This is a genomic window from Bartonella sp. B35(2025) (assembly GCF_053794465.1).
On record NZ_CP200035.1, the window covers coordinates 730,337 to 747,776 of the forward strand.

General features: G+C 35.1%; 9 protein-coding genes. 4 read left to right on the forward strand and 5 right to left on the reverse strand.

Going from position 1 to position 17,440, the window contains the following annotated elements:
- Positions 1 to 230 precede the first annotated feature (230 nt).
- Entirely contained in the window at positions 231 to 2,021 is a 1,791-nt protein-coding gene (aspS, locus tag V4P56_RS03045) for an aspartate--tRNA ligase (RefSeq protein ID WP_455482591.1), read from the reverse strand.
- 135 nt (positions 2,022 to 2,156) lie between these two features.
- Between aspS and rnd the strand changes: the two genes are divergently transcribed.
- A complete protein-coding gene (gene rnd / locus V4P56_RS03050; RefSeq protein WP_455482592.1) occupies positions 2,157 to 3,311 on the forward strand; it encodes a ribonuclease D in 1,155 nt (384 codons plus the stop codon).
- Positions 3,312 to 3,827: 516 nt separating this feature from the next.
- On the opposite strand, the gene ppx is transcribed toward rnd, so the two are convergent.
- Complete coding sequence (gene ppx / locus V4P56_RS03055; RefSeq protein WP_455482593.1) at positions 3,828 to 5,339, reverse strand: exopolyphosphatase; 1,512 nt, start codon at positions 5,337 to 5,339, stop codon at positions 3,828 to 3,830.
- A 6-nt stretch (positions 5,340 to 5,345) separates the two neighbouring features.
- Positions 5,346 to 7,526 carry an RNA degradosome polyphosphate kinase gene (locus V4P56_RS03060; protein ID WP_455482594.1) on the reverse strand — a complete coding sequence of 727 codons (2,181 nt, stop codon included), beginning with the start codon at positions 7,524 to 7,526 and terminating at the stop codon, positions 5,346 to 5,348.
- Between the two features lie 273 nt (positions 7,527 to 7,799).
- Between V4P56_RS03060 and V4P56_RS03065 the strand changes: the two genes are divergently transcribed.
- Together V4P56_RS03065 and V4P56_RS03070 are read left to right on the forward strand one after the other, a co-directional pair.
- Positions 7,800 to 8,048 carry a zinc-finger domain-containing protein gene (locus V4P56_RS03065; protein WP_455482595.1) on the forward strand — a complete coding sequence of 83 codons (249 nt, stop codon included), beginning with the start codon at positions 7,800 to 7,802 and terminating at the stop codon, positions 8,046 to 8,048.
- A gap of 33 nt (positions 8,049 to 8,081) precedes the next feature.
- Positions 8,082 to 9,341, forward strand: a complete 1,260-nt coding sequence (locus V4P56_RS03070; protein WP_455482596.1) for an FAD-binding protein — start codon at positions 8,082 to 8,084, stop codon at positions 9,339 to 9,341.
- A gap of 134 nt (positions 9,342 to 9,475) precedes the next feature.
- Here the strand turns inward: V4P56_RS03070 and dnaE are convergent, their stop codons facing one another.
- Entirely contained in the window at positions 9,476 to 12,976 is a 3,501-nt protein-coding gene (gene dnaE, locus V4P56_RS03075; protein ID WP_455482597.1) for a DNA polymerase III subunit alpha, read from the reverse strand.
- A gap of 389 nt (positions 12,977 to 13,365) precedes the next feature.
- Between dnaE and recG the strand changes: the two genes are divergently transcribed.
- A complete protein-coding gene (gene recG, locus V4P56_RS03080) occupies positions 13,366 to 15,474 on the forward strand; it encodes an ATP-dependent DNA helicase RecG (protein WP_455482598.1) in 2,109 nt (702 codons plus the stop codon).
- 102 nt (positions 15,475 to 15,576) lie between these two features.
- On the opposite strand, the gene glmS is transcribed toward recG, so the two are convergent.
- A complete protein-coding gene (gene glmS, locus V4P56_RS03085; protein WP_455482599.1) occupies positions 15,577 to 17,400 on the reverse strand; it encodes a glutamine--fructose-6-phosphate transaminase (isomerizing) in 1,824 nt (607 codons plus the stop codon).
- Between the last annotated feature and the right edge of the window lie 40 nt (positions 17,401 to 17,440).

The following is a 17,440-nucleotide window of genomic DNA, read 5'->3' on the forward strand; positions in this document are numbered from 1 at the left end:
TTAATATAAATAAATATTATAATTTCATATTTATTTAATAAAAGATCGCATCTATAAAATTAAATACAACTTCTATACTATAAAAATTCATAAAATGATAATTCAGTGCAATGCAATAATTTACAATAGTAACTAATCTTGACAAAAACTAAGATATATAATATAATTAAAAATATTACAAACTTATTACATAAAAAAACAACCTTAGCATCTCACCACAACCAACTTTATTAACTATTTTTAGCAATAGGAGCAATTCGAATTGCTAAATCACGTAATTGTGTAGCAGAAACATCCGATGGAGCACTCATTAAAAGATCAAATGCTTGCTGATTCATGGGAAATAATGCAACTTCACGTAAATTTTTCACGCCTTGTAAAAGCATAACAATACGATCAATACCAGCCGCCATGCCGCCATGCGGCGGAGCTCCATAATGGAAAGCACGGTAAAGCCCTCCGAAACGATCTTCTACCACTTCTTTAGAAAGACCAGCAAGATCAAAAACCTTAAGCATCATTTCTGGCGAGTGATTACGGATTCCGCCTGATGCAATCTCATAACCATTACAAACAAGATCATATTGAAAAGCTTTAAGAGTAAGAGGATCTTGGCAATCAAGAGCATTCTTTCCACCTTGAGGCATAGAAAAGGGATTATGTGCAAAATCAAGCTTTCCATCATCTTCATTCCATTCAAAAAATGGAAAGTCAACAATCCATGCTAAAGAAAAACACTCTCGATCAATAAGGTTTAATTCTTCCCCTACCCGTGTACGCGCTGCTCCTGCAAAAGAAGCAAATTTCTTCGGATCTCCTGCAACAAAAAAACAAGCATCACCATTTTTAAGTCCAAGCTGCCTACGGATGACTTCAGTCCTCTGCTTTCCAATATTTTTGGCAATCGGCCCCACTCCCTCAAATTCTTCTTGCTCTTTTCGCCAGAAAATATAGCCAAGACCTGGTTGTCCCTCACTTTGCGCCCATACATTCATACGATCACAAAAAGCACGGCTTCCACCCATTTTAGCTGGGATCGCCCACACTTGTGCATTTCCATTATTCGCTAAAATTTGAGAAAAAACTTTAAAACCAGAATCGTAAAAATGCCGAGAAACATCCTCCATAATAATCGGATTACGTAAATCTGGCTTATCAGAGCCATATTTCTGTATTGCCTCATCATAAGAAATACGAGGAAAACTTTGTGTTACAGATTTTCCATCTGCAAATTCTTCAAAAATAGAGCGTATAATAGGTTCCATTGTAACAAAAACATCTTCTTGTTCAACGAAACTCATTTCAATATCTAATTGATAAAATTCACCTGGAAGACGATCTGCGCGTGGGTCTTCATCTCTAAAACATGGTGCAATTTGAAAATAACGATCAAAGCCTGACATCATCAACAACTGTTTGTATTGTTGAGGTGCTTGCGGCAGTGCATAAAATTTTCCTTGATGAATACGACTTGGAACCAAAAAATCACGCGCCCCTTCTGGTGATGATGCTGTCAAAAGTGGCGTAGAAAATTCTATAAAACCATTGTCTTGCATATACCGTCTCATAGAGGCAATAATTTCGGTACGACGCATTATATTTCTATGCATAGTTTCCCGACGCAAATCAAGAAAACGATACTTTAATCTAATATCTTCTGGATAATCAGGTTCACCAAAAACAGGTAAAGGAAGCTCATCAGATTTTGAAATAATTTCAACATCTTCCACAAAAATCTCAATTTCACCTGTTGGAAGGGATTTATTAATAACTTCATCAGAACGTGCACACACTTTTCCATCTACACGAATAACCCATTCAGAACGCACCTTTTCGATAATTTTAAAAGCCAAAGAAGCAGGATCAACAACAAGTTGTGCGATTCCAAAATGATCACGTAAATCTATAAAAAGAATTCCACCATGATCACGAACACGATGAACCCATCCCGAAAGACGAACCTTTTTTCCTACATCACATTTACGAAGGGCAGCGCAATTATGACTGCGATAACGGTGCATAGTTTTTACCTTTGATTATATTATTTCACATGCGTTACAAACGCTTTTTAGTAGCTATTTGTCAAGATATGACAGTAAAGACTTTAAAAAAAAAATACAATAAAAGACAAATTTAATTTATCTGGTTATAATAAAATGATGAAGCTTATTACAAAAACAACTGATCTTGAAATTTCTATTAACGCTCTGCGTACATCTAATTTTGTAACAGTAGACACCGAATTTATCCGTGAAACAACTTTTTGGCCTCAGCTATGTTTGATACAACTTGCATCACCAGATGTTACAATACTCATTGATCCAATAGAACAAGATATTGATTTACAATCATTTTTTGATTTGATGGTAGATGAAAAAATTGTCAAAGTTTTCCATGCTGCACGCCAAGATATCGAAATTATTTATCATCTTGGAGGTGTTATTCCTTATCCTATTTTTGATACACAAGTAGCAGGTTCAATCTGTGGATTTGGTGATTCTATCTCCTATGATCAAATTGTACAACGTTGTACAGGTCATCATATTGATAAATCATCCCGTTTCACAGATTGGAGTCATCGCCCTCTTTCTGAAAAACAATTACTCTATGCGCTTGCTGATGTAACCTATTTAAGAGATGTTTACCTCATATTAAAAAAGCAGCTAGAAAAAAATAAACGCACACACTGGATGGATGATGAAATAAAGATCCTGTTAACCCCCAAAACTTATGATATGCCAGAAGATGAGGCATGGAAAAAAGTAAAAGGAAAAGTCAAAAAACTCCGTGAGCTTGCTGTATTGCAAAAAATAGCAGCTTGGCGTGAACGTGAAGCACGACGATATAATCTCCCACGTCGCCGTATCATGAAAGATGAATGTCTTATCGAAATCGCAATTCAACAACCAAAAGATGAAGAAGCATTAAAACGTTTACGCAGTCTTAACAAAAATTGGGATAAGCTGCCAATCACACAAACATTAATCAAAGCTGTTCACGAAGGTTTAGAGATTGATATTGCTACTTTACCCACCCTTCATAAGTATAATCCTATTAACGAAACAACAGCCGCTATAATCGATCTTCTTAAAGTGTTATTAAAACTCGTTGCAAACGAAAATAATATTGCACCTAAAATTATTGCAACTTCCAATGATTTAGAAAAAATTGCTAATGGTTGTATAAAACAAAATATCCCCGCTATGAACGGTTGGCGCTATGAAATATTTGGTAGAAGAGCTGAACAAATGCTAAAAGGCCAAATAGGACTTTATTTTAATAATGGAAAAATAAGCACCAAACAACTTTAATTTATAAAAACAAATCAGCTATTTATATTTTGAGATTGATGAAATAAAAACACTGTAAATAGGATCACCCATCTTAATCTAATATAAAAATCTACTCCTCTCCCCCTAAATAAAGGAATTGTGTAATCGTATCTAAAGGTTAATCAATTTTACTTTAAATAATATCAGAAAATTTTCAGTATCTTCTTTTTTATAAAAATCATTACATCGCTAATTTTGATGATATTGTTCACTTTGATGAATTAATTAAAATATATTCAATTACTAATATAAAATACGATACAAAAGAATTATCATATCCTAAAATTAATAATACATTTACTTATAAAGTATTTATAAATTTTAATAATATTAAACGAAATATCTTTTTAATACTTTTAATATATAAAATATATTGATAGATATTTATTCTATAATACAAAGAAAAAAATATATAATAAAGTATTAAGAAAAATACATAACAATGTAAAAATATCATAATATATGAATAATCTTTTATAAAGATACAATAAAAAATTAAAAAATTTCAAAAGATAGTGGTAACTTTATTATTTTTGATAATTTATTTAACCGCTCTAGAGGGCGTTTACCTATTAAATCAGCGTAACGTATTGGTATGTGCAATGCAATATGGTTTGGCTTTTTATGCCATGATAAATTTGGTAAAATTCCTGCAGTGGAAGCACTAAAGAGATTAGCAACACGCATCGTTCCACCAAGAATACATGCTTTCTCAATTATATTTTTAGTTGCTAAGTGGAAAATGGCTGGAGCTTCTTCATTAACCAACAAACCCGTATTGCAAAAAAAAACAGCTAATGCAGCATAGACACGCCCTTCATGAGAAATTCCTGGATAAGATCCTAAAGCTATCTGATTGGCCGCCTCATTGCCTCGATAATCTGGATGTATACGCCAACCAATATCAGCAAGAAGACAGGCAGCTTTACGGTAACGACATTCATTTTCGGTTTCTAAAATCCCAAAAGCCTCAAATGCATTCGTAGTAAAATCAATCAACTCTTCTGCTTTCTTTGGTGAACGTGCCCGTAGAATAGCCATTTCTGTACATGCCGCAATTAAAGGATCTGAAAGACGAATCTCTTGTGGCAATCGTGAATAAAGAAAACCTTCACGCACTCCAGCTCCAGAAAAAATTATATTTTCAATCCCCATAGACTGAATAAGTTCAATAAGAATAATCGCCCCATAAGACAGAAGTTGACGACGATTCTTTGAAATAGCGGAAATTCCCCTCATATTACCAATACTTCCACTTACAACAAGGCGCAAAAAATTCTCCATTTCAATTGCATCAACTGTATAACCATGCATAACAGGTAGTGGATAATTTTTTGTTGCCATATGAAGTTTTGCTAAATTACGCCAAGTCCCTCCTACTGCATAAAAACAACGCGTCATACCTTTATGTATGATATTAGATTTACAAAGTTGCTCATGTGCAATCTTTGCTGCCACAGAAATATTACTATTTGACATATGCTGTAGCCGTAAACTACCTAATGGCAGAGTTATCCCTTCACCTACATTAGAATCATCAATATCAATAAGTTCAAGACTTCCACCACCAAGATCACCAGAAATGCCCTTTGGCTGGTAAAAGGTAGAAATAACCCCATACGCTGAATAAATAGCCTCTTCATTTCCTGAAAGAAGATATATTTTATTTTGTAAAATATTCTCAGCATTATGAATAAATGCTAACCCATTTTTCGCTTCTCGTGCTGCTGCTGTTGCTAAAGTATAAATCTCATCTGCCCCGATCTGTTGGCAAAGTGCACGAAAACGTTTCAGGGTTCGAAGTGCCATTTCACTTGATTTTTCTTCTAAAAATCCATTTTTTGCAACACCTTGGCCAAGACCACAAAGAATCTTTTCATTAAATAAAACCGTTGGTGAACGGACAAGACCTTCGTACACAACAAGCCGAACAGAATTTGATCCAATATCAATGACAGCGACAGGCTTGCGCCCTTTTAATCGACCTTGAGCATTTATATACGGCATTGGACTTCAGTCTTTATGCACTTTGGTTCGCTGCCGATGCAACGCAACCAGATGCGAAGCAGAAGATTCAAAAGATTTTTCCCACCCCGAAAGACCTGCGTTGATCATAAAATACTCCTGCGCATTAAACGAACTCTCACCCTTTTGTAGTATTATACGTCTTGATGTCCCATTACTCAATATATCAAAGCTTTGTTGATTATCAATAATATTAGCTAACATAATTTGCAGAAGAATTTGCTGACGAACTATTTTATTAAAAACTGGAACCAATATTTCGACACGATGGTCGAGATTACGAGGCATCATATCAGCTGAACCTAAATAAACAAGTGCATTCTCATTTGGCAAATCTTCACCATTACCAAAACAAAAAACGCGGCTATGCTCAAGAAAACGACCTACAATAGATTTTACACGAATATTATCCGAAATTCCTAAAACACCAGGGCGTAAACAACAGATACCACGAACAACTAAATCGATTTGTACACCCACTTGACTAGCACGGTATAAAGCATCAATAATTTCAGGATCAACTAATGAATTCACTTTCATCCAAATAGCAGCAAATTGCCCCCGTCGCGCATTAGTAATCTCTCTCTCTATATGTCCAAGAATACGATTACGCAATGTTAAAGGCGAAAACGCAATTTTCATTGATTCATTCGGCTTTTCATATTTAGCGATATAATTGAAAAGCAATGCAACATCATGACCAATATCATCATCTGCAGTAAAAAAAGAAAGATCAGTATAAATCCTAGCATTAATCGGGTGATAATTCCCAGTTCCAAGATGAACATAAAAGCGATGAAAGCCTCTTTCACGCCTTACGACAAGTGATATCTTAGCATGTGTTTTTAATGTAATAAAACCAAAAAAAACTTGAACACCGGCACGTTCAAGATCACGTGCCCAACGAATATTGGCTTCCTCATCAAAACGTGCTTTAAGTTCTACTAAAGCAGTTACAGATTTACCTTTTTTAGCTGCCTCAATCAAAGCACTAACAATTGGACTATCATTTGACGTACGATAGAGAGTTTGCTTAATCTCGATAACATCAGGATCGCCAGCAGCCTGATGTAAAAATTGTACAACAACATCAAATGATTCATAAGGGTGGTGAAGAACAATATCTTTTTCACGAATAGCTGCAAAGCAATCACCATTATGCTCACGAATACATTCAGGAAATCTAGGATTATAAGGAACAAATTTTAAATCATCATTCGGAATAGAAATAATCTCTGATATCGTACTAAGTGCTAAAAATCCATCTAAAACACTTATACAATCATCAGAAACAGCAAGCTCATTCATTATAAATTGGCGTAATTTTTTAGGCATTTTTGTGTCAAATTCAATTTGAATAACCTGACCACGATGGCGCCTTTTAAGAGCAGTTTCAAAAAAACGAACCAAATCTTCAGCTTCTTCTTCTACTTCAATATCGCTGTCACGGATCACCCTAAATGTACCAATTCCATCAACTTCACAGCCTGGAAACATGTGATGAATAAAAAAGCTTATAACATCTTCAAATGCAATGAAACGAAAATTATTACCTTTTTGTGGAAGGCAGATAAAGCGCTTCAAGGTAGTTGGTACCCGCAATAACATTACCATAGGACGACAATCACCATGCCGTAACAAATGAAGTACCACAGAAAAACCTAAATTAGGAATAAATGGAAATGGATGAGCAGTATCAATATACAAAGGTGTTAAACTAGGAAAAATCGTAGTAAAAAAATACTCTTCAAGCCATAATTTTTCAATCTCAGAAAGCTCATCAGCATCTATAACTTCAATATTATTCTGTCTTAATTCATGACGTAATATTTTTAGTGCTTGTTGCTGATTTTTCTGTAAGTTAGCAATCTCAGCTAACACCAAATCCAGTTGTTCCTGTGGTGTGCGTCCATCTGCACTACATTCTGTAATCCCAGCACGAATTTGAGCAACAAGACCCGCAACACGAACCATAAAAAACTCATCAAGATTTGTTGCTGAAATTGAAAGAAATCTTACTCGTTCTAATAAAGGATGCTTAGGATTCATAGCTTCCATCAAAACGCGGTTATTAAACTGTAACCATGAAAATTCTCGATTAACAAACCGTATCGGATTTTTCATCGTTATATCCCGCATAGAAATTTGATCTGTTATCGTTTGCTTCATATATTTCTATCTAATCTTTCATTGTACTCTCAAAAATTTTTGTAAGTAAATATCTCATATTAATGCTTTACGATATCTTATTGTAATCATAACATATCAATAGCTAATTTTTTGTCATTTATATTGATATTTTAAAACAATTAAGGTCATTCTTATTCAAAAATTATCTTAATAAACACCTTGCATTATAATAAACTTTATTACAAACTAATAAGTATTGAATACAGATTAAAAGCACCCCTTACTAGGTGATTTATCCGGAGTTTTGACATCATGGCTAATCACAACGTTCCTCATTTCCAAAATGATCTTGGATATAAAATAATTAAAATTGGTGTAAAAGAATTTATGTGTGTTGGTGCTACGCAACCATTTGATCATCCCCATATTTTTATCGACATGGGATCAGCTGATGAAGGATTTTGCCCCTATTGTTCAACGCTTTATCGCTATGATTCCTCATTACTATATAATCAAACAGACCCCACAGGATGTTTATATCGTCCCAATAATCCGATATAATATATTTGATGCTTTCTCAGTATGAAATAACCAATGAACCAATCACCAATTATTGTCGGATCAGGGATTGCAGGCTTGAGCTCTGCTCTAGCACTTGCTTATAAAGGAATTGCAAGCACCGTTATCGAAAAACATAAACAGCTTGATATTGTAGGCGCTGGCATTCAGCTTACTCCAAATGCAACATGTATTCTTGCTCACTGGGGAATTTTTGATAAACTCATTGAAGTAAGCGTAACACCACATTTTCTTGAATTAAGAGACGGTATATCTCTAAAGACATACCTACGCGCTAATCTTATCAATTTATCTGAAAAAAATTGGAAAGCTCCTTATATTACAGTCCATAGAGCTAATTTGCAAAAAGTCTTATACAACGCTGTTATTGAAAATCCTCTTATCAAATATATAACAGGCGAGACTGTTATATCATCTATCCAAACTGCAATCGATACCATTAATATAACAACAATAAAAACAGATTCACCAACTGAAACACAAAAGCACCAATTTTATTCAACACCTCTCCTTATTGGATGTGATGGAGTTTGGTCAACATTGAGGAAATTAGCTCCCTTTCATGAAAGAGCTAATTTTAGTGGCTTTATTGCTTGGCGTGCAACAACAGAATTTCAAAATCTTCCTAAAAATTTTCGTTCTCTATTGCAAAATGTGAAGACAATTACTGCTTGGCTAGGACCAAAAAATCATCTTGTTGTTTATCCCATTCAATCAGAAAAAATTTTCAATTTTGTAGCTATCACTCATGGAGAAAATTCAGAAGAAAAATGGGCTCAAAAAGGAAAAAAAGAAGAGCTTATATCTCTTTTTAAAAACTGGAATCATCAAATTTTTCAGATTTTTGATCACATCGATGAATGGAGCTATTGGCCACTTTTTCAAATGAAACATAATCGTTTTCTAGGTTTGGAACGACAAGTATTTGTTGGTGATTGTGCACACGCAGCTCTTCCCTTTGCAGCACAAAGTGCTGCTATGGCAATAGAAGATGCTGCTACATTAGCAGAAGTACTTTCTATTAAAGATTTTTCACTAATCGAATCTCTTTCCCTCTACAAAAAAATACGAAGTCCCCGTATCACAGCAGTTAAAAAACGTGGAAATTTTAACAGGATGATTTACCATGCAACCGGTCCCATAGCAATTGCACGTAACTTTATAATGAAAATTCATACACCAGAAAGTATCATATCCAGCCTTAATTGGCTTTATATGTATGATGCTATAAATTTAACAAAAAATGAGATAAAAAAAGTGATAATGAAAGCTTAAAATTCTAAATTTCTTTGAATACTATTCATGAGGATATAAGTGAAGATTTTTCTGAATTTTCTACATTAGGAATCTACCTAAACTTATTTCAATAAAAGAACACAACCTAAATCAGATCACTATATATTACTGATTTAAATCAATTCTACATTAACAACACCACGAATTGATTTCATAATGTTCGCGACACGTAGATTTATTTCATATCGCTTTGGAAGTGTAATTTCAACTTCTCGCAATCCATCCTCTTGTACTAAAATAAGCCCAACCTCTCCATTACCACTAGGATTTAAATTTTGTTCAATTTGTGAAAGTGCATCAACTGTTTTTATAAAGAGGCGCATCACTTTATAATGCTGCAATGCTTCTTCTTCTAATGATTGTACCGTTTCAAGTCGCAAACTAATCCCCTCTGAGCGGTTTTCTGCAATAGCTGTAATAATAAAAGATTTTCCAGGCTTTAGCATATCCCCATAAACCGAAAGCTCCTCAAAAAATAAGACTACCTCATACTGTCCACTCGTATCAGACAGCTGAACAATCCCCATTTTTTTACCAGATTTTGTTTTACGAATTTGTTTTGCCACCACAGTTCCAGCAAGCCGGGCAGTAGTTTCTCCTTTTTTGATTGTATTGGTAAAATTAACCCAAGTCTGAATACGTTTTTTATCAAGAATAGCTTGATACTCATCCAAAGGATGAGCAGAAAAATAAAAACCTATCACTTGAAATTCTCGATAAAGTTTCTCAGTCAATAACCAAGAAGATGCCTCTGATAAAATTAAAGGCTCTTTTATCCCATTTTCTATTCCAAATATATCAGTTTGCCCACTAGATTTATTATCAAGAATACGAAGTGCGCGTGAATGAAGAATTTCAAGACTTTCCAATAAAACCTCACGTGCAATATTAAAGCAATCAAAAGCACCAGCACAAATTAAACTTTCCATTGCACGCTTATTAACAATATGAGGATTAATACGTTCAAAAAAATCTTCTAGATTTTTAAAAATTTTAGTTCCACGGCACGCTACAATATGATCAACAACTGCTTCCCCTACTCCTTTAATCGCAGCAAGAGAATAATAAATACAATTTTCACCAACTTCAAAAATACGATGTGATGTTTGTATACACGGAGCAATAACCTCAATACCTAACCTTAATGCCTCACGTCGAAAATCACTTAACTTATCTGTATTTGTCATATCATACGTCATTGAAGCCGCTAAGAATTCAACCGGATGGTGTGCTTTCATGTAAGCTGTTTGATAAGAAACAATTGCATAGGCAGCAGCATGTGATTTGTTAAAACCGTAATCTGCAAATTTTGCTAAAAGTTCAAAGATATTATTAGCCTGATCCTTATCAACACCACCAACAATAGCTCCATTTACAAAACGTGTACGTTGTTTTTGCATTTCTTTATGGATTTTTTTACCCATAGCTCGACGTAATAAATCCGCTTCCCCAAGTGAATACCCAGAAAGCACCTGAGCAATTTGCATCACCTGTTCTTGATATACAATAACGCCTTGTGTTTCTTCAACCAGATGATCTATTTTAGGATGAATAGAAGTAATTTTCTCTTCCCCATGTTTGCGTGCGTTATATGTTGGAATATTTTCCATCGGACCAGGACGATAAAGTGCAACAAGCGCAATAATATCTTCAATGCGATCTGGCTTCATCCCAATCAGTGCCTTACGCATACCAGAACTTTCAACTTGAAACACACCAACGGTTTCACCACGTGCCATCATAGCATAAGTTGCTTCATCATTTAGAGGGATATGCGACAAATCTATTTTGATACTCTTTCGTGCAACAAAGTCTACAGCCATTTTCAAAACAGTAAGTGTCTTTAATCCAAGAAAATCAAACTTTACCAACCCGGCCTGTTCAACATATTTCATATTAAATTGAGTTACAGGCATATCGGAACGAGGATCACGATACATTGGTACAAGTTCTGACAGTGGACGATCACCGATAACGATCCCTGCAGCATGAGTCGATGCATGACGATAAAGCCCCTCTAGCTGAAGTGCGATATCTAAGGCACGTCCCACAACAGGATCCTTTCTCTTCTCTTCTTCAAATTTTGGTTCATCTTTGATAGCATCAGCTAATTCAACCTGACTCCCAGGCGTGGCAGGAACTAATTTTGTAAGATAATCCACTTGACGATATGGCATTTCTAAAACACGTCCAACGTCACGAAGCACTGCGCGTGCCTGTAATTTACCAAACGTAATAATTTGAGCGACTTGATCTCGTCCGTACTTTTCTTGAACATAATAAATAACTTTTTCACGCTTTTCTTGACAAAAATCAATATCAAAATCAGGCATTGAAACACGATCTGGATTTAAAAATCGTTCAAATAGAAGAGAAAAACGCAATGGATCAACATCAGTAATGGTCAATGCATAAGCAACAAGTGAACCAGCACCAGAACCACGACCTGGGCCAACAGGAATATTATGCGCTTTTGCCCATTTTATAAAATCCGCAACAATCAAAAAATATCCAGAAAATTGCATACGTGTAATAACTGAAATTTCATAATCAAGTCGTTGCTTATAATCTTCAATCGTGTATCCTTCTGCCAATCCAACTGTCTCAAGCCGCATTTTTAAGCCGGCTTTAGCCTGGTTTAACAATTCATTATCTTCTGCTTTTAAATTAACGTTTGAATCTACCGATTTTTCTATAAAACGAGGTAAAATTGGTTTTCGAGTTGGTGTAGCAACATGACAACGCAATGCAATTTCAACGCTATTTTCCAAGGCTTCTGGAAGATCAGAAAATAGCGCAACCATTTCATTTTGTGATTTTAAATAATGATCTGGCGTCATACGTTTTCGCTCTGGATTAGAGACAATTTGTCCCTCTGCGACCGCCATCAAAGCATCATGAGCTTCATACCCTTCTTTGTTCAGAAAAAAAGCCTCATTAGTTGCAACGAGAGGAATTTCATATGCATAAGCTAATTCAATAAGTGCAGTTTCTACTTTTCGATCATAAGAGCCACATCGTTGTAATTCCACATAAAGACGATCACCAAAATTTTTTTTCAGATAAATTAAGCGCTCAACAGCACGTTCTTTCTTATCTTCTGCCAAAAGTAAATTAATAGGCCCTCCCTTACCACCAGTTAAAGCAATTATTCCTTCACTGTGTGATACAAGCCAATCAGATTTAATATGAGGAGGATCCGTGTCGTTCTTATCAAGATAAGCACGACTAACAAGATGAACCAAATGAGCGTAACCAATCTCACTAGCAGCCAATAGAACAATAGAGCAAAAATCAGAAGCAGAAGGATGACGCAATTTAATTAAACGTGAATTACTACTTTCATCACCAAAATCAATTGCAAGCTGACAACCAATAATAGGTTGAATACCGTGAGAAAAACAATATTGCGAAAATTCTAAAGCGCCAAATAAATTATTGGTATCTGTAATAGCAATTGATGGCATATGATCAGAAATTGCATGCCGAATAATTTGTGGGATTTTTAAAGCTCCTTCAAGCAATGAATAAGCTGAATGTACTCTTAAATGAATAAATCGAGGAAGAAAGTTTTTATCATCTCGTATTTTACTTTTATTTTTTGGCACTCTCATAATTTCCTATTATAGAATATATATCAAATCGTAGCTCTTATCTGCCTTATAATAGAGAGTATTTTAGCTTATTGTGCTTTTAAATCTGTAAATCTAGTATCTCATAATTTAAAAGACATCTTAATTTCATTTATATTTATATAAATCTTCTATCAATAATTACATCTAATAAACTCACAAAATAAAATCCATTGAATCATATAAAATATTATTAAATATTACTCATCTTTTTCACTATAGTTTATTGTATTAATTATTTAAGGAATTATTTTTTACTTAAAATATAAAGTATAAATATAATAAGCTTATCTTTGCATACTGAGTAAATTATCCTCAAAAATCTTATTTAAAGCACTAGAAAAAACAAAAAGAGCAGGTTAAATTTCCTTATGCATCCAAACCCTCTTAGTCCTCTTTTTACTCCAGTTCGTACTCTCTTAGGAATTAGCTCCAAAGTATGTGCTTTATTAGCAAAAATCTTAAATATTAATTTGGCACAGCGTGAACCAACTCTTATCGATCTTCTTCAATTAATGCCTTATTCTGTTATAGATCGCAGAGTATGTCCCAGCATTGCTTTTGCACAAGCAGGAATCACTGCTACTCTTGAAATTATTATCGATCAACATCAACCACCACCAACTGGTTTCAACCGACTACCTTATCGTGTCATTGCTCATGATAAAACAGGGAAAATAAATTTAGTATTTTTTCATACTCGACGCTCTTGGTTAAAAAATCAACTACCAGAAGGAAAAAAAGTTATTGTATCAGGTAAAGTTGAGCGATTTAATGGACAACTTTCGATGGTACATCCAGATTACATTGTATCAAGCAAACAATTAAATGAAATACCACTGATTGAACCTATCTATCCATCTACTTCTGGATTATCAGCAAAGATTCTAAGACATACAATACAAAGCTCCCTCGAATATATCCCTCTTTTACCAGAATGGATAGAAGAAAGTGTCAAAAAGCAGCAAAATTTTTCTTCTTTTTCGGTTTCTTTACGACGCATCCATGCTCCCATAGATCCTGATGATTTGTCTTTAGAAAGTTCAGCACGCAGACGTCTTGCTTATGATGAATTGCTAGCTTGTCAATTAGCTCTTGGTTTAATGCGTTTGAAAAAAAAATCTCTTTCAGGAATTTCTCGCCCACAAACCGGAACCTATACTAAAAAATTGCTAGAAGCCTTACCTTTTCAACTTACAAATGAACAAAGTAAAGCGATAAAAGATATTGCAAACGATCTCGCTTCACCAGAACCGATGTTAAGGCTTCTTCAAGGTGATGTAGGATCAGGAAAAACCATAGTTGCACTAATGGCAATAGCCCAAATTGCTGAAAATTCAGGACAATCAGCTTTAATGGCTCCAACAGAAGTTCTTGCTCGACAACATTTTGCTACAATTACTCCTTTTGCTGAAAAAATTGGATTACAAACAGCTCTTTTAACTGGACGAGAAAAAGGAAAATTACGCACAAATATTCTAAAGGATATTCTATCAGGTCAAACCTCAATTATCATTGGAACTCATGCTCTAATACAAAACAACGTTTCTTACAATAATCTTGCTTTAACCATTATTGATGAGCAACACCGTTTTGGTGTACACCAACGTCTTGCGCTTACCGCAAAAGGCTATAAACCTGACATGCTGGTAATGACTGCTACCCCTATTCCACGCACACTGGTCTTGACAGCTTTTGGTGATATGGATGTTTCAAAAATTACAGAAAAACCAATTGGGCGACAACCAATTACAACAGCAATACTTCCTTTGAAACGTATTAATGAACTTATGGAACGAATTGCAATTGTATTAGAAAAAGGAGAAAAACTTTATTGGATCTGTCCTTTAGTGGAAGAATCTACAACTCTTGAGCTCACTTCAATTGAAAGCCGCTTTACTATTCTCCATAAAAGATTTGGAATGCGTGTTGGTATGATACACGGAAAAATGTCCACTGATGAAAAAGAAAAAATTATAGCATCTTTTAAATGTGGAAATATAAGTATTTTAGTTGCAACTACAGTAATTGAAGTGGGAATAGATATTCCAGATGCCTCGATTATCGTTATCGAACATGCAGAACATTTTGGTCTTTCACAACTGCACCAATTGCGTGGACGTGTTGGACGGGGAGAAAAAAAATCTTCTTGTATTTTGCTATATAAAGATCCATTAACAAAAATGGCTGAGATACGCCTTAATATTATACGCGATACAGAAGATGGTTTTAAAATTGCTGAGGAAGATTGGCGCTTACGAAAAGAGGGAGAACTTTTGGGAACCAGACAATCTGGTATGCCTGAATTTCGCATAGCAAATCTTGCAGTACATAGTGATCTTTTATCAATGGCAAGAAAAGATGCGCGTTTGTTTTTGCAACGTGATGCCGATTTTTCTTCAAAACAGGGGCAAGCTTTACGCTTACTGCTTGATCTTTTTGGACGTGACGATGCTACTCGATTATTGCATGCAGGTTAATTATTAAAAAAGCGAAAACTTTATATGCCTGTTATAAACATTCTTTTATGATTCGTACCCTTTATTGTCTTCCATAAACCTCAAAGGCATAAAAAATATTTTTTACTCAACAGTAACTGATTTTGCTAAATTACGGGGTTGATCAACATCTGTTCCCAATAAAACAGCTGTGTGGTAGGCAATTAATTGAATAGGCAACGCATAAATAATGGGTGCAATAAACTCTGGAATATTAGGCAAAACAATAGTTGACAAGGTATCAAGACAAGCTACCTCTGCTCCTCTTTTATCAGTTATCAAAATAATACGACCACGACGCGCTGCTACTTCTTGCATATTAGAAAAAGTCTTATCAAACCACTTATCATAAGGTGCCACAACAATAACTGGAATTGTCTCATCTACCAACGCAATTGGTCCGTGTTTCAACTCACCCGCTGCATAACCTTCAGCATGAATATAAGAAAGCTCCTTCAATTTAAGTGCTCCTTCCAGAGCAATAGGATAAGAAGTACCACGTCCAAGATAAAGAACACCTTTTACGTTCACTAAATCACGACAAATATATTCAATTTCGTTATCTAGCTTTAAAACTTCATTCAAAATCCTTGGAACTTCTGCTAATTGCTGAACAAATTGATGTTCTGCTATTTCAGAAAGATATCCTCGTTGCTTAGCAGCATTAAGTGCCATTGATGCAAGTGCCGCTAATTGACAAGTAAAAGCTTTTGTTGAAGCAACACCAATTTCTGGACCTGCTAACGTTGGTAAAACAAAATCAGCCTCTCTGGCCATTGTTGATTGCTCAACATTCACAATTGTCGCTGTTTTCATACCATGCTCGCGACAATAACGTAAAGATGCCAACGTATCAGCAGTTTCTCCAGATTGAGAAACAAACACCGATAACATATCTGAAGTTATAGGTGGTTCACGATAACGAAATTCCGAAGCCACATCGTTGTCAACACTTAAAGCGGCAAGACTTTCAAACCAGTAACGTGCAACTAAGGTTGAATAATAAGCAGTTCCACAACTTGCAAAGAGTAGCCGGTTAATTCTTTTCCAATTAATCAAATTTTTTAGTGGGCGAACAATATAATTTCCAAGATCAAGGTAATGTGCTAAATTATGAGCAATAACCTCAGGCTGTTCAAATATTTCCTTATACATGAAATGACGGTAATTACCTTTAGAAACCGACAAAGATCCATTAAGCAATGTTGTAATTGGGCGTTGTACTGGTTGGTTATTTGAATTATAAATTGCTACGCCTTCTTGGGTAAGAACAGCCCAATCTCCATCTTCCATATAGCTTATGCAATCTGTAAATGAAGCTAAAGCAGTTGCATCTGAACCGACAAAAAATTCACCTTTACCATAACCAATTGCCAGCGGTGGCCCAGAGCGGGCAGCAATCATGAGATTATCTTCGCCCTCAAAAATAAGAGCAATAGCAAAAGCACCCCGCAACCTTTTCCAACTTGTGCATACTGCTTCCTGTGGAGAAAGGCCACTTTTTAATGCGCGCGTAATTAAATGAGCAATAACCTCTGTATCTGTCTCTGTTTTAAAAACGTAACCATCTTCAATAAGTTCTTTTTGTAATTCTATAAAATTTTCAATAATACCATTATGAACAATCGCAAGCCGGTCTGTTACATGAGGATGAGCATTCCGCTCTGCAGCAGCCCCATGAGTAGCCCAACGCGTATGACCAATCCCTAAGTTCCCTTTTAGAGGTGTTTTTTCTAATTTCTCTTTTAAGTGAATAAGCTTACCTTCAGCACGTATACAATAAAGATGCCCATTATGCACTGTTGCTATACCAGATGAATCATATCCTCTATACTCAAGACACTTCAAACCATCAACCAAAGAAGATACAACACACCTCTTTCCAAGAATTCCAATAATTCCGCACATTAAAGAGCTCCAACTTACATCCTAGATTTATATAATCCAA

Coding starts and splice junctions, on each gene's coding strand:
- aspS (WP_455482591.1), bottom strand. CDS start 2,021: ATGCACCGTTATCGCAGTCATAATTGCGCTGCCCTTCGTAAATGTGAT.
- rnd (WP_455482592.1), top strand. CDS start 2,157: ATGATGAAGCTTATTACAAAAACAACTGATCTTGAAATTTCTATTAAC.
- ppx (WP_455482593.1), bottom strand. CDS start 5,339: ATGCCGTATATAAATGCTCAAGGTCGATTAAAAGGGCGCAAGCCTGTC.
- V4P56_RS03060 (WP_455482594.1), bottom strand. CDS start 7,526: ATGAAGCAAACGATAACAGATCAAATTTCTATGCGGGATATAACGATG.
- V4P56_RS03065 (WP_455482595.1), top strand. CDS start 7,800: ATGGCTAATCACAACGTTCCTCATTTCCAAAATGATCTTGGATATAAA.
- V4P56_RS03070 (WP_455482596.1), top strand. CDS start 8,082: ATGAACCAATCACCAATTATTGTCGGATCAGGGATTGCAGGCTTGAGC.
- dnaE (WP_455482597.1), bottom strand. CDS start 12,976: ATGAGAGTGCCAAAAAATAAAAGTAAAATACGAGATGATAAAAACTTT.
- recG (WP_455482598.1), top strand. CDS start 13,366: ATGCATCCAAACCCTCTTAGTCCTCTTTTTACTCCAGTTCGTACTCTC.
- glmS (WP_455482599.1), bottom strand. CDS start 17,400: ATGTGCGGAATTATTGGAATTCTTGGAAAGAGGTGTGTTGTATCTTCT.